Origin of the sequence: Actinoplanes sp. NPDC049681 (assembly GCF_044465265.1) — a bacterium.
Lineage (GTDB): Bacteria > Actinomycetota > Actinomycetes > Mycobacteriales > Micromonosporaceae > Actinoplanes.
The window spans coordinates 500,853-513,422 of sequence record NZ_JBITLP010000005.1 but is presented as its reverse complement, the minus strand read 5'-3'; the positions used below and the strand labels follow the sequence as shown (position 1 = coordinate 513,422).

The window sequence follows — 12,570 nt, the reverse complement described above, 5'->3', positions numbered from 1 at the left end:
AATGACCATGGCCGAGCCCGCCGTCGCGGATCGCGTCGCCGTGTTGCGCGAGGTGGAGCAGCGGGTGCTGTGGCTCGCCACCGCCATGATCGACCACGCCAACCGGGTCCGGCCCAACACCGACGGCCTGAAGGTCGGCGGCCACCAGGCGTCGAGCGCGTCGATGGCGACGATCATGACGGCGCTGTGGTTCGGCCACCTGGCCGAGGGCGACCGGGTCTCGGTCAAGCCGCACGCCTCGCCGGTGCTGCACGCCATCAACTACCTGCTCGGAAGCCTGGACGAGCGGTACCTGACCACGCTGCGCGCCTTCGGCGGGCTGCAGAGCTACCCGAGCCGGATCAAGGATCCCGACCCGGTCGACTACTCCACCGGCTCGGTCGGCATCGGCGCCACCGCCCCGATCTGGGGAGCGCTGGCCCGCCGGTACGTCGACACCTGCGGCGCGTCCACCGGCACCGGCCGCCAGTACTCGCTGGTCGGCGATGCCGAGCTGGACGAGGGCGCGTGCTGGGAGGCGATCCTCGATCCGATGGTCGCCGGCCTCGGCGAGGTCTGCTGGATCGTCGACCTCAACCGCCAGTCGCTGGACCGGGTCGTGCCGCATGTGGCCGCGACCCGGCTGCAGGCCATGTTCGAGGCCGCCGGCTGGCAGGTCCTGACCGCCAAGTACGGCCGACTGCTCAGCGCGATCTTCGACCGGCCCGGCGGCGACGCGCTGCGCCGGCGGATCGACGACATGTCCAACGCCGAGTTCCAGCGGCTGCTGCGCTGCTCGGCGGAGCAGCTGCGGGACCGGCTGCCGGGCGACGGCCCCGGCGCACCGGCACTGCGCGAGCTCGTCGGCGGCCTCGACGACAGCACCCTGGTGGCGGCGCTGCGCAACCTGGGCGGGCACGACCTGGAGACGCTGGGCGCCGCCCTGGACGCGATCGACGACAGCCGCCCGACCGTCATCTTCGCGTACACGGTGAAGGGGTACGGCCTCGCGACGGAGGGCCACCCGCAGAACCACTCCTCCATGCTGACCGAGGCGCAGCTGCGCGAGCTCGGCGACCGCGTCGGCATGTCCGTGGACGCGCCGTGGGCCCGCTTCGCGCCCGAGTCGGCGCCCGGGAAGCTGTGTGCCGAGGTAGCGGCCCGGCTGCAGCGCACACCCGTGGCCGCGCAGCCGGCCCCGGACGTCCCCGCCGACCTCGGCCGTACGCCCTCCGGCACCTCCTCGACCCAGGCCGGGCTCGGCCGGGCCCTGCTCGACCTGACCCGGCAGGCACCCGCCGTGGCGCGCCGGGTGGTGACCGCGGCACCCGACGTGGCGTCCTCCACGAACCTCGGCGGCTGGATCAACAAGGTCGGGGTCTGGTCGACCGACGACCGCCGCAACTGGTTCGACGACGACCCCGAGACCATCCTGCACTGGCGGGAACGCCCCACCGGCCAGCACATCGAGCTCGGCATCGCCGAGGTCAACCTGGTCGGCCTGCTCGGCGAGCTGGGTGCCACGTGGAGCCGCTGGGGCCAGCCGCTGCTGCCGATCGGCGTGGTCTACGACCCCTTCGTGGAGCGCGCCCTCGAGCCGTGGTCGTTCGGCATGTACGCGGGCGGCCAGTCAATCCTGGTCGGCACCCCCGCCGGGGTCACCCTGGCCGCCGAGGGCGGTGCGCACCAGTCCATCAAGACCCCGTCCATCGGCGTCGAGCAGCCCGGGTGCGTCAGCTACGAGCCCGCGTTCGCCCTCGACCTGGAATGGACGCTGCTCGCCGCACTCGCCCGCCTCGGCCGGCCCGGCGGCAGCTCCGCCTACCTGCGGCTCTCCTCCCGCCCGGTGGACCAGGGGCTGGCCGCCGTACCGGCCGACCCCGCGGCCCGCGAACGGCGCCGGCGGCAGGTCGTGGCCGGCGCGTACCTGCTGCGCCGCGCGCCGCAGCAGCCGGCGCTGACCATCGCCGCGATGGGCGCGCTGGTGCCCGAGGCCCTCGCCGCCGCCGACCGGCTGGCGGCGCTCGGCACGCCCGCCGACGTGGTCTGTGTGACCAGCCCCGGCCTGCTCTTCGCGGCCATGCAGGCGCGCGCGGGGCAGGGCAGCGCCGACACCTGGATCCTCGACGCTGCGTTCCCCGCCGAGCGGGCGGCGCCGCTGCTGACCGTGCTGGACGGCCACCCGCACACGCTGGCGTTCCTCGCCGGGGTGCACCGCCGGCCGGCGCGCCACCTCGGGGTGAGCGCCTTCGGCCAGTCCGGCGCGCTCGACGCGGTGTACCGGCACCACGGCATCGACACCGACAGCATCGTCCGCGCCGGGCTGGACCTCACCTGACGGACTCCGGCGTGGCGGGGTAGGCCCGGGTCTCGCTCGCCTTGACCGCGACCCACAGCTCCCGGCCGGGCTCCAGGCGCAGGTGCGCGGCCGCGGCCGGGGTGACGTCGGCGGCGACCGTGATCGGGCCGTCGAGGCGGATGCGCAGGTTGTCGCCGTGCCGCTGGATGTCGGCGAGCACGGCCGGCCACGTGTTGCGCGGGCTTCCGTCCGGTTGCCGGGGGTGCAGGGCGACCGCCGTGGGCGGGAAGGCCACGAACGCGTCGCCGTGCACGGTGTCGGTGGTCGTGAGGGTGAGGCCGCCGGCCAGGCCGACGGCATGGCCCTCGCCGCGGCCGCGGTAGAGGTTGAGCCCGACCAGCCGGGCGACGTAGTCGGTACGCGGCCGGGCCGTGATGGCCGCGGCATCGCCCTCCTGGACCACCCGGCCGTGCTCGAGGATCACCAGCCGGTCGGCCAGCACCAGGGCGTCGAGCGGGTCATGGGTGACCAGCAGGGTGGCGCCCGGGTGCGCGGCGAGGTGCCGGCCCAGCTCCGCGCGGGTGTCGAGGCGGGTCCGCGCGTCCAGGGCCGCGAGTGGCTCGTCGAGCAGCAGCAGAACCGGGTCGACGGCGAGCGCCCGGGCCAGCGCGACCCGCTGGGCCTGCCCGCCGGACAGGTGGCGGGGCTTGCGGCGGGCGTACTCGGCGAGGCCGACGCGCTCCAGCCAGCGATTCGCGACGGCCTGGGCGGCGCGCCGGTCCGCGCCGTGCCGGCGGGGTCCGAAGGCGACGTTGTCGCGGGCGCTCAGGTGGGGGAAGAGCAGGTAGTCCTGGAACACCACACCGATCGGGCGGCGCTCCGGCGGCGTCCAGTTCCGTGCCTCCGGCCGGTCCAGGTCGCGGCCGTCCAGGGTGACGTGGCCGGCCGACAGCGAGGTGAGGCCGGCGAGCGTCCGCAGGGCGGTGGTCTTGCCGGCGCCGTTCGGCCCGAGCAGCGCGACCGTCTCGCCGCGGTGGATGCGCAGGGCCGCGTCCAGGACGAACGCGTCGCGGCGGACGACGAGCCGGGCGTCGAGCAGGGGATCGGTCACGGCGCGGTCAGCCAGCGGTCGCGCAGGGCGGCGAGGACGGTCACCGAGACGGCGAGCAGGATGAGGCTCAGCACCACGGCGCCGTCCAGGTCGCCGCTCTCCATCGTCTGGTAGACGGCCAGCGGCATGGTCTGGGTGATGCCCGGATAGTTGCCGGCGAAGGTGATCGTGGCGCCGAACTCGCCCAGCGCCCGGGCCCAGCACAGCACCGCGCCCGCGGCGATGCCCGGCGCGACGAGCGGCAGCGTGACGTGCGTGAACGTGGTCCAGCGGGTGGCGCCGAGGGTGGCGGCGGCCTCCTCGTACCGGGTGTCGGACCCGCGCAGCGCCCCCTCGACGGCGATGACCAGGAACGGCAGCGCGACGAACGACTCGGCGACGACGACGCCGGCGGTGGTGAACGGCAGGGTGATCCCGAACGTACTGTCGAGCCAGGAGCCGAGCAGGCCCCGCCGGCCCAGCGCCAGCAGCAGCGCGATGCCGCCCACCACGGGCGGCAGCACCAGCGGCACGGTGACCAGCGCCCGGACCAGCCGGCGGCCGGGGAAGTCGACCCGCGCCAGCAGCCACGCCAGCGGTACGCCCAGCGCGATGCACACCAGGGTCGCCAGGGTCGCGGTGAGCACCGAGAGCCGTAACGCGCTCAGCACGCCCGGCGCGGTGAGCCGCTGCGGCAGGCTCGCCCACGGCGTGCGGGCGAGCAGCCCGGCGAGCGGCACCACCAGGAACACGACCGCGGCCACGGCCGGCAGCAGCAGGGCCACCGGCACGCGGCCGCTCCGGTCCGGCGTCATGGCGCCTGGAAGCCGGCTTCGGTCAGCACCTTCACGCCGTCGGGGGAGAGCACGTAGTCGACGAACGCCCGCGCGCCGGTCGGGTTCTTCGCGCCCTTCAGCACGGCGATGGGGTAGTCGTTGATCGCCTTGGCCGACTCGGGGAACTCGACCGCGTCCACGTCCCCCGCGGCGGCCTTGGCGTCGGTGCGGTAGACCAGCGACGCGTCGACCTCACCGAGCTTGACCTTGGACAGCGCCGCCTTCACGTCCTGTTCCAGGGTGACCGGCGTGACCTTGACCCCGGCGGTGTCCAGCGCCGTCCGGGCCGCGGCCCCGCACGGCACCGCCTCGGCGCACAGCGCCACCTTCAGGCCCGGCTCGGCCAGGTCCGCCAGCCCGGCGATCCTCTTCGGGTTGCCCTTGGCGACCGCGATGACGAGCTGGTTCTTCACGAAGGTGACCGGAGCGGTGGCATCGGCGACGGCCGCCATGTTCTTCGGCGCCGCCGAGGCGAAGACGTCCGCCGGCGCGCCCTGGTCGATCTGGGTCGCGAGCGCGGCACTCCCGGCGAAGTTGAACGTCACCTTCGAGCCGGGATGCGCGGCCTCGTACTGCTTGCCGATCGTGGTGAACGACTCGGTCAGCGACGCCGCGGCGAACACGGTGACCGTGCCGGTCGCGGAGCTCGCGTTCCCGCCCGGCGAAGCCGTGCCCGTGCCGCCGTCGCCGCAGCCGGCCGGCCCGAAAGCGAGCAGCGCGGCGATTCCCGCCGCGATCCGCAGTGTCCTCAACTGTCCCTCCCCTGTCCCGCGCCGGGGGTGGAACGCTCCACCACCACGGTGGTCGACTTGATCACCGCGACGGCCACCGACCCGACCTCGAGGCCGAGCGCGTCGACCGCCTCCCGGCTCATCAGCGACACCACCCGGAAGGGGCCGGCCTGGATGTCCACCTGCGCCATGACCGTGTCGCGGACGACCGCGGTCACGATGCCGCGCAGCCGGTTGCGCGCCGACGACGCGCCGAGCCTGCCGTCGGGGTCGGCGTCCTCCGTGCGGACGAACGCGGCCAGCTCGGGCCCGCTGATCACCCGGTGGCCGTGCTCGTCGCGCTGCGCCGGGAGACGGCCCGCATCGACCCAGCGCCGTACCGTGTCCGGGCTGACCCCGAGCAGCTCCGCCGCCTCGCCGATGCGAAAGACCGTCACACCGACCACCCTACGGCTTCGCATCTGCGGCCCGGAACGGGGTACATTCCCCGCAGGTTCGGCCCGGCTGTGCGATAGCGAGCCGCATCTGCTGGGAGCAGCCCGAGCCGGAGGCGGCTCGATCCTCAGGTGTCGGCGCCTCCGGGCGATCGGAAGGGCGTACCGAAAGCCGATCGGGGGACCGCGGAGATGGCAGCAAGGGGCGCCACCGCGGCGCCCGCGCGCGTACGCGCCATCCGCTCCGGTGCGATCCGTGGGCTGGGCGGCCCCGTGATCGCGATCGCCTACGTCCTGGCGAGCCCGGCCCACCCCGAGCGTGCGGCGATGCTGCCGGTGTCCGCGGCGATGCTGCTCGTGTGCGGGCTGACCTGGTGCTTCGCCGGTGCGGTGGCCGCCTCGCGGGCCGAGGTCCCGGTGCGGATCGCCGGTGTCCTCAGCGTTATCCTCGGTTCCGCGTTGCTCAGCCTGCTCGACGGCGGGGTGGCCGCCCCGCTGGGCGCGCTGCTGCCGTTCTCGCTGATCTTCCTGGCGCTGGTGACGCCGCCCCGGGCCTTCGCGGTGCTGGGGCTGATCGGCGCGGCGGCGTACTGGGCGGTCGTCCTGCTCGGCGACCCGGCGCCACCGGGATACGCGGTCGTGTACACGCTGGCCTTCGGCGGCCTCGGCTACCTCTGCGTGCGGCACGCGGGCGCGCTGGTCTCGCTGCGCCGGCGCTTGGCGACGGTGTCCCGGATCGACCCGCTCACCCAGGCGCTCAACCGCCGCGGCTTCGACGAGCGTTTCGAGGCGGCGTTCGCCGGGGCGCAGCGTTCCGGCGAACCGCTCACGCTGGTCTTCGCCGACCTCGACCGGTTCAAGGAGATCAACGACAGGTACGGGCACCAGGCGGGTGACCGGCTCCTGACGTGGACCGCGGATCGGCTCTCGCAGGGACTGCGGGAACCCGACGCCGTGGGCCGCATCGGTGGTGACGAGTTCGCCGCCGTGCTGAGCGGCACGGGTCCCGACGCGGCCACCGCCGTCGTCCAGCGGTTGCGGGACTCGCTCGACGGGGTCGTCCCGGCGAGCATCGGTCACGCCTGTTTCCCGTACGACGCCACGACGCCGGCCGAGCTGCGCCGCATCGCGGACGCCCGGGTGTACGCGGACAAGCAGGCCCGCAACCGCCCCCTGCCGTCCCCGGCCACGGTGGCGGACACGGCCGCCCGGCGTGTCCCCGGAATGCGGGTCTCCCGCCGGGAGCGGCGGCGCCGTTCCATCGCCGATATGGGCTGGATCGCCTTGTTCGACTCCTGCATCGGCGTGCTCTATGCCGCCGCCTTCGCCGGTGCGGAGCCGCACCGATTGGCCATCGGCCTGATCGCCGGCGCCGGTTGTGTCGTCGGGGCCGGCCTGATCGCGGGGGCCGGCCGGCTCAGCCGGGCACGCGGCGTCCGGCAGATCATGCTGGCGTACGCGGTCGTGATGGCCTTCATGGGCGGCACGCTGAGCACGCTCAACGGCGGGGCCGGCACGGTCTGCGCACTCAGCATCCTGGTGCCGATGCCGCTCATCGCGCTGAGCAGCCCCGCCCGGGTGGCGGTCCCGGTCCTGAGCCTCTACGCCGCCGTGTACGTCGCCGTCGCGGTCAACGTGGGCGTGCCGAGCGGTTGGTACGGCGCCCTGCACCTCGCAGGCGCCGTAGCCGTGTCCATCGCGTGCGGGGCGCAGGGCCGTGCGGCGGCCCGGCAGCGGCGGCGCCTGACCGAGCTCTCCCGCGTCGACGTGCTGACCGGGGTGCTCAACCGGCGCGGCTTCGAGGAGCGGTTCGCCGCCGGGCCGGCGGAATCCCTGCTGATCTTCGACCTGGACGGCTTCAAGCAGGTCAACGACCAGCGCGGCCACGCCGCCGGGGACGAGCTGCTGTGCTGGGTGGCTGCCACGCTGACCGCGAATCTGGGCGCGCGTGACGCCGTGGGCCGGCTGGGCGGCGACGAGTTCGTGGTGCTGCTGGCCGAGGGGGACACCGCAGCCGTCGCCGAACAGCTACGTGATGCCCTGGCCGAGCGCACGGCGACCAGCGTGGGCCGGGCCACGCTCGGCGCGGACGGCGACGACTTCGACGCGTTGTACGCACACGCGGACGCCCAGCTCTACGCCGAGAAGGCGGGCCGGGGCGGCCGTCGGCGCGCCCCGGCCTGAGCCGTCATCCGGCGTCGATCAGTCCGCCACCTTGAGCACGAGCTTGCCCGTGTTCTCGCCGTGGAACAGCCGCAGCAGGGTGTCGGGGAACGCCTCGACACCGCCGTCCACCACGTCCTCCAGCGACCGCAACTTGCCCTCGGCCAGCCACCCCGACATCTCCGCGGCGGCCTCGGCGTACCGGTCGGCGTAGTCGAAGACCACCATGCCGGTCATCGAGGCGCGGTTCACCAGCAGCGACATGTAGTTGGCCGGGCCCTTGACCGGCTCGGTCGCGTTGTACTGCGAGATGGCGCCGCAGATGACGATGCGGGCGCCCCGGGCCAGCCGGGTGAGCACCGCGTCGAGGATGTCGCCGCCGACGTTGTCGAAGTACACGTCCACGCCGTCGGGCGCCAGCTCGCGCAGCTCCTTGCGCACGTCCTGGGACTTGTAGTCGATGCAGGCGTCGAACCCGAGCTCGTCGACGACGAGCCGGCACTTGCGCTCCCCGCCGGCGATGCCGATCACCCGGCAGCCCTTGAGCTTGGCGATCTGGCCCACCACGGTGCCGACCGCACCGGCCGCGCCCGACACCACGACGGTCTGGCCGGCCTGCGGGCGGCCGATGTCGAGCAGCCCGAAGTACGCGGTCATGCCCGGCATGCCGAGCACGCCGAGGTAGACCGGCAGCGGCGCGAGGGCGGGGTCCACCTTGGTCAGCCCCCGGCCGTCCGAGAGGCAGTACTCCTGCACGCCGAGGGTGCCCGACACGTGATCGCCCACGGCGAACTTCGGGTGGCGGGAGGCGATCACCCGGCCGACCCCTCCGGCGCGCATGACCTCGCCGATCTCCACCGGGCGGATGTAGGACTTGCCCTCGTTCATCCAGCCGCGCATGGCCGGGTCGAGCGACAGGTGGAGGACCTGGATCAGGAGCTCGCCCTCGGCCGGCTCGGCGACCGGTTCCTCGACGTACTTCCAGTCGCTCGGCTTCGGCAACCCGACCGGGCGGGCGGCAAGCCGGTACTGACTGTTGATGCGGCTCATGCGGCTGGCTCCTCGTTCGTCGAACGCCGCCCCTGGCGGGACGGCCCTATCTGTACGGCGGCGGTTCGCGGTGACATCGTGCGGGTACGCCGGATGATGCGCCGGCACCGCTGCTCGAGGACCGCGACGGCGATCCCGAAGTACCGGAACTTCTTGTTCGTCGTCTGGCCCGTCACGTACCGCTGGTACACCTGCTGGGCGATCACGGCGACGCGGAAGAGCCCGAAGACCTCGTACCAGGCCCATTCGGCGCGGGTGACCGTGGCGCCGGTGCGGGCGCAGTAGTGGGCGACGACCTGCTCGCGGGTCATCATGCCGGGCAGGTGGGTGGGCTGGCGGCGGAAGAGCCGCATCAGCGGTCCGTCGCCGCGCTGGACCCAGTAGCCGAGCGAGTTGGCGAGGTCGAGCAGGGGATCGCCGACGGTCGCGAGCTCCCAGTCGAGCAGGCCCACGGGGCGGGTGGGATCCGCGGGGTCCAGCACCACGTTGTCGAAACGGAAGTCGTTGTGGACCAGGGTGTGGGGCCGGTCGGCGGGCTGGTTGCGGTCCAGCCAGTCCATCACCGCCTCGAACGAGCCGGTGCCGCGGGTGCGCGCCCGGCGGTAGCGCTCGGACCAGCCGGCGACCTGCCGGCCGACGTACCCGTCGCCCTTGCCCAGGTCGGCCAGCCCGGTGGCGGCGACGTCGACCGCATGCAGGTCGGCCAGCAGGTCGATCACGTTGCGGCAGAGGGTGGCGGTCTGCTCGCGATCCAGCCGTACGCCGGGCGGAAGCTCCTTGCGCGGGATCGGGCCGTCGAGGCGCTGCATGACGTAGAAGGGCGTACCGATGACCGAGGTGTCCTCGCACAGAGCCACGGTCCGGGGGACATAGGGGAGGTGCCGGGCGAGCTGGCTCTGGACCCGGTGCTCGCGGGCCATGTCATGGGCGCCCTTGCGATGCTCGCCCTTGGGTGGCCGGCGCAGGATGAGGTCGCCGCCGGGGTAGCGCAACAGGTAGGTCAGGTTGGACACACCGCCGGAGAACTGGCGTACCTCGGGCAGCGTGGCCAGGTCGACGCCGGCATCGCCGGGAGCCGCGTTGCCCGCCAGCCAGGCGGCCATGGCCGCCACGTCGAACGCGTCCTCCGCGCGAACCTCGCCTGCGCTCACACGAGCCGCCGGACGACCCGCAGGGGCAGCAGCTTCATCGCGGCGGCCAGCGGCACCCACGGCCAGGCGGGCACGTACGCCTTGGTGCGCCGCTTCTCGATCGCGTGGACCATGGCCCGTACGCCGCTCTCGGTGCCGACCATGAAACGGGTCTTCTGCTCGACGTGGGCGTTCATCTCCGAGCGGATGTAACCCGGGTAGATCACCGAGACGTCGAGGCCCCTGATGCGTTCCGAGCGCAGACCCTCGGCGATCGCCGCCACGCCCGCCTTCGTGGCGGCGTAGGTGGTCATCGACCGGCGCATGCCGCGCAGCGCGGACATCGACGAGATGAGGACGAGGTGCCCGCCCCGCTCCCGGCGGAAGATCTCCAGCGCGGCCTCGCACTGCGACAGGGCGCCGACGAAGTTGGTCATCGCCGTGGCGAGGTTCGCGTCGGGCCGCCCGGTGCCCAGCGGGGCGCCCTTGCCGATGCCGGCGTTGACGATCACCCGGTCGAGCCTGCCGAAGGTGGCGGCGAAGTGGTGGAAGACCTTCGCGACCGCCTCCGGATCGGTGACGTCCAGCGCGGCGGTCTCCACCCGCCGCCCGGTGGCGCTACGGATCTCGCCGGCGAGCACGCCGAGCCGGTCCGTACGCCGCGCGCACAGCGCCAGGTCGTATCCGAGGGCGGCGAACTGGCGGGCCATCTCCTCGCCGAGGCCGGAACTCGCACCGGTGATCAGGACGACGCCCCGGCCCGTCACCGCGGCTCCCTTCCGCTGTCCGCACGCCGCTCGGCCTGCCGGAAGCGGGCGGCGCCGGCGAGCATCCGGCGGTCGTACAGCGGACGCAGGAGGCGCTTGGTCCAGAACATGCGCCGGGCCGGCCGGTCCGGCAGGATGAGGAAGCGCCGGGCGTCGACACCGCGCAGGACCCGCTCGGCCATCTCCGCGGCGTCGAGCGGCGCCCGGGCGATGAGCTTGGCCGCGATCGTGTCCATGAGCGGGTCGTCGCCGCCGAGTGACGCCGCGAGGTTGGTACGGAAGAACGACGGGCAGACGACGCTGACGTCCACGCCCCAGGGGCCCAACTCGTAGCGCAGGGTCTCCGACAGCGCGACGACCGCCGCCTTGCTGGCGTTGTACGAGCTCATCGCGGCCGCGTGGATGAGACCGGCGACCGAGGCGACGTTGACGACGTGGCCGCCTCCCTGCGCCTTGAACATCGGCGCGAAGGTATGGCAGCCGTTGACCGTGCCGAGGACGTTGATCTCCAGCACGCGCCGCCAGTGGGCGTCGCCGAGCCGGTCGATCCGCCCGCCGGCGGCGATGCCCGCGTTGTTGACGAGCAGGTCCAGCCCGCCGAACTCGTCCCGGACCCGCTCGAGGGCCGCCGCCCAGTCGGCGCCGGAGGTGATGTCCAGGCGCTGGTAGAGCGCACCCGGCGGCACGTCGTGCTCGGGCGCCAGATCGGTGACGAGGACCCGGTCCCCGCGGGCCGCGAGGCGTACGGCGAGGGCCCGGCCCAGGCCGGACGCGCCGCCGGTGATGAGGACCCGGCGCGCGCTCATCGGCCGGCTCCGTGCTTGGCGAGCTCCCGGCGGGCGACGGTGCTCTTGTGCACCTCGTCCGGGCCGTCGGCGAGACGCACGGCGCGCGCCGCCGTCCACGCCTCGGCCAGGGGGAAGTCGCTGGAGAGGCCGGCGCCGCCGTGGATCTGCATGGCGAAGTCGACGACCTGCTGCGCCACGGTGGGCGCGGCGACCTTGATGGCGCTGACCTCGCTGACGGCGCCCGCGGGGCCGTACCGGTCGAGTTTCCACGCCGCGTGCAGGATCAGCAGGCGTGCGGAGTCGATGGCGATGCGGGCATCGGCGATGCGTTCCCGGTTGCCGCCGAGCTCCACCAGCGGCCGGCCGAAGGCCGTACGCGACAGCCCGCGCTCGCACGCCAGGTGCAGGGCCCGCTCGGCCAGCCCGATCATGCGCATGGCGTGGTGCACCCGGCCGGGCCCGAGGCGGCCCTGTGCGATCTCGAACGCCCGGCCCGGCCCGGCGACGATCTCGCTGACCGGCACCCGGACGTCGGTGAACGAGACCTCGCCGTGCCCGAACGGCTCGTCGAAGAACCCCATCGTGTCGAGCATCCGCTCCACCTTCACGCCGGGAGCGTCGCGGGGGACCAGCACCATCGAGTGCCGGGCGTGCCGGGGAGCGTCCGGGTGGCTGAGACCCATGACGATCAGCACCGCGCAGTCGGGATGGCCGATGCCGGTCGTCCACCACTTCCGGCCGTTCAGAACGACCTCGTCGCCCTCGATGACGGCGGTCAGCTGCATGTTGGTCGCGTCCGAGGACGCCACCGCCGGCTCGGTCATCGCGAACGCCGAGCGGATCCGCCCGTCGAGCAGGGGCTCGAGCCACCGCTCCCGCTGTGCCGGCGAGCCGTAGCGCAACAGCACCTCGGCGTTGCCGGAATCCGGCGCGTTGCAGTTGAGGACGAAGGGGGCGAGGGCCGACCAGCCGGTCGCCTCGGCGACGGGGGCGTAGTCCAGATTGCTCAGGCCGCCGTGATCGGCCGGGAGGAACAGGTTCCACAGTCCCCGCTCGCGGGCCTTGCGTTGCAGGTCGCGCACCTCGTCGGGCGCGTGCCACAGGGCGGACCCGCCGTGCTGCCGGCGCATCTCGGCCGCCCGCTCGTGCAGCTGACGCTCGACGGGGGCGATCTCGTCGCGGACGAAGGCGCGGACCGCCTCCGTCAGGGCTGCGGCCCGCGGGGAGGGACTGAAATCCATGGCCTTCAGCCTAGGCGGCACGATCGGAATTACTTGATCGTACGCGACAGGCATTTGATCCT

The 12,570-nt window shown here is 73.7% G+C and carries 11 protein-coding genes; 2 read left to right on the top strand and 9 right to left on the bottom strand.

From position 1 onward, the window contains the following. Position 1 precedes the first annotated feature (1 nt). The gene (locus tag ACIBO8_RS20625) at positions 2–2,317 is read left to right on the top strand and encodes a transketolase-like TK C-terminal-containing protein (RefSeq protein WP_396116869.1); all 2,316 of its coding nucleotides are present in this window, start codon (positions 2–4) and stop codon (positions 2,315–2,317) included. Here ACIBO8_RS20625 and ACIBO8_RS20620 read toward each other — a convergent pair. Genes ACIBO8_RS20620 through ACIBO8_RS20605 form a run of 4 tightly spaced genes read right to left on the bottom strand, consistent with a single transcriptional unit; the run spans position 2,310 to position 5,372 of the window. Next, positions 2,310–3,404 carry an ABC transporter ATP-binding protein gene (locus ACIBO8_RS20620; RefSeq protein ID WP_396117105.1) on the bottom strand — a complete coding sequence of 365 codons (1,095 nt, stop codon included), beginning with the start codon at positions 3,402–3,404 and terminating at the stop codon, positions 2,310–2,312. The genes ACIBO8_RS20625 and ACIBO8_RS20620 overlap by 8 nt on opposite strands. Next, the gene (locus ACIBO8_RS20615; protein WP_396116868.1) at positions 3,386–4,183 is read right to left on the bottom strand and encodes an ABC transporter permease; all 798 of its coding nucleotides are present in this window, start codon (positions 4,181–4,183) and stop codon (positions 3,386–3,388) included. Before ACIBO8_RS20615 ends, ACIBO8_RS20620 begins: the two co-directional genes overlap by 19 nt. Beyond that, entirely contained in the window at positions 4,180–4,956 is a 777-nt protein-coding gene (gene modA / locus ACIBO8_RS20610; protein WP_396116867.1) for a molybdate ABC transporter substrate-binding protein, read from the bottom strand. Before modA ends, ACIBO8_RS20615 begins: the two co-directional genes overlap by 4 nt. After that, positions 4,953–5,372 carry a molybdopterin-binding protein gene (locus ACIBO8_RS20605; RefSeq protein ID WP_396116866.1) on the bottom strand — a complete coding sequence of 140 codons (420 nt, stop codon included), beginning with the start codon at positions 5,370–5,372 and terminating at the stop codon, positions 4,953–4,955. Before ACIBO8_RS20605 ends, modA begins: the two co-directional genes overlap by 4 nt. A 189-nt stretch (positions 5,373–5,561) precedes the next feature. Between ACIBO8_RS20605 and ACIBO8_RS20600 the strand changes: the two genes are divergently transcribed. Beyond that, positions 5,562–7,553: a diguanylate cyclase gene (locus ACIBO8_RS20600; RefSeq protein ID WP_396116865.1), complete on the top strand. Its 1,992-nt coding sequence runs from the start codon at positions 5,562–5,564 to the stop codon at positions 7,551–7,553. An 18-nt stretch (positions 7,554–7,571) separates the two neighbouring features. On the opposite strand, the gene ACIBO8_RS20595 is transcribed toward ACIBO8_RS20600, so the two are convergent. From ACIBO8_RS20595 to ACIBO8_RS20575, 5 genes are read right to left on the bottom strand one after another with little or no spacing between them, the layout of a single operon-like run. Beyond that, positions 7,572–8,582 carry an NADP-dependent oxidoreductase gene (locus ACIBO8_RS20595; protein WP_396116864.1) on the bottom strand — a complete coding sequence of 337 codons (1,011 nt, stop codon included), beginning with the start codon at positions 8,580–8,582 and terminating at the stop codon, positions 7,572–7,574. Beyond that, positions 8,579–9,733, bottom strand: coding sequence for a phosphotransferase family protein (locus ACIBO8_RS20590; protein ID WP_396116862.1), 1,155 nt, complete (start codon positions 9,731–9,733; stop codon positions 8,579–8,581). Before ACIBO8_RS20590 ends, ACIBO8_RS20595 begins: the two co-directional genes overlap by 4 nt. Further along, positions 9,730–10,479, bottom strand: coding sequence for an SDR family oxidoreductase (locus ACIBO8_RS20585; protein WP_396116861.1), 750 nt, complete (start codon positions 10,477–10,479; stop codon positions 9,730–9,732). The genes ACIBO8_RS20590 and ACIBO8_RS20585 overlap by 4 nt, the downstream gene beginning before the upstream one ends. Beyond that, on the bottom strand, positions 10,476–11,285 hold the full coding sequence (locus tag ACIBO8_RS20580) for an SDR family NAD(P)-dependent oxidoreductase (RefSeq protein ID WP_396116860.1): 810 nt from the start codon (positions 11,283–11,285) through the stop codon (positions 10,476–10,478). The genes ACIBO8_RS20585 and ACIBO8_RS20580 overlap by 4 nt, the downstream gene beginning before the upstream one ends. Further along, complete coding sequence (locus ACIBO8_RS20575; protein ID WP_396116859.1) at positions 11,282–12,508, bottom strand: acyl-CoA dehydrogenase family protein; 1,227 nt, start codon at positions 12,506–12,508, stop codon at positions 11,282–11,284. Before ACIBO8_RS20575 ends, ACIBO8_RS20580 begins: the two co-directional genes overlap by 4 nt. Between the last annotated feature and the right edge of the window lie 62 nt (positions 12,509–12,570).

What these genes read in the sequence shown, in the direction of transcription:
- ACIBO8_RS20575 (WP_396116859.1), bottom strand. Translation starts at nt 12,508, where the DNA reads ATGGATTTCAGTCCCTCCCCGCGGGCCGCAGCCCTGACGGAGGCGGTC.
- ACIBO8_RS20580 (WP_396116860.1), bottom strand. Translation starts at nt 11,285, where the DNA reads ATGAGCGCGCGCCGGGTCCTCATCACCGGCGGCGCGTCCGGCCTGGGC.
- ACIBO8_RS20615 (WP_396116868.1), bottom strand. Translation starts at nt 4,183, where the DNA reads ATGACGCCGGACCGGAGCGGCCGCGTGCCGGTGGCCCTGCTGCTGCCG.
- ACIBO8_RS20595 (WP_396116864.1), bottom strand. Translation starts at nt 8,582, where the DNA reads ATGAGCCGCATCAACAGTCAGTACCGGCTTGCCGCCCGCCCGGTCGGG.
- ACIBO8_RS20625 (WP_396116869.1), top strand. Translation starts at nt 2, where the DNA reads ATGACCATGGCCGAGCCCGCCGTCGCGGATCGCGTCGCCGTGTTGCGC.
- ACIBO8_RS20600 (WP_396116865.1), top strand. Translation starts at nt 5,562, where the DNA reads ATGGCAGCAAGGGGCGCCACCGCGGCGCCCGCGCGCGTACGCGCCATC.